Origin of the sequence: Dysgonomonas mossii (genome assembly GCF_004569505.1) — a bacterium.
Lineage (GTDB): Bacteria > Bacteroidota > Bacteroidia > Bacteroidales > Dysgonomonadaceae > Dysgonomonas.
Genome location: NZ_SPPK01000103.1, coordinates 1 through 406 on the forward strand (window position 1 = coordinate 1; position 406 = coordinate 406).

The 406-nt window shown below is 43.6% G+C and carries 1 protein-coding gene; it reads left to right on the forward strand.

Annotated elements, in window-relative coordinates; all coding sequences use genetic code 11:
- A partial coding sequence (locus tag E4T88_RS17630) for an E domain-containing protein (protein WP_221411833.1) occupies positions 1–406 on the forward strand: 406 nt, incomplete at both ends.

Consider the following 406-nt stretch of genomic DNA (forward strand, 5'->3'; position numbering starts at 1 on the left):
GTCAGACGTGTATAAGAGACAGCCAGGTAAGAATGGTGAGAAAACAACAACGACACCAACAACGAAAAATCCATTAACAGGAGAAAAAGTTGGTGAAGGTGAACCAACAACAGAAATCACGACGCCACCAACAGATGAAATCATCGAATATGGTGGAGAAGCAGTACCACCAGGACATCAAGACGAATTTGATCCAAACTTACCAGTAGGTGAAACAGAAGAAGTGCCAGGTACACCAGGTGTTAAAAATCCAAATACAGGAGAAATCGTGACACCGCCGGTGGACAGTGTGACAAAACATGGTCCAGTACCAGGGGAACCAATTGTGACGAAAGATCCAATTCCGTTTGAAACAAAACGAGAGTTTAATCCGGACTTACCACCAGGTACAGAACAAGTGAAACAA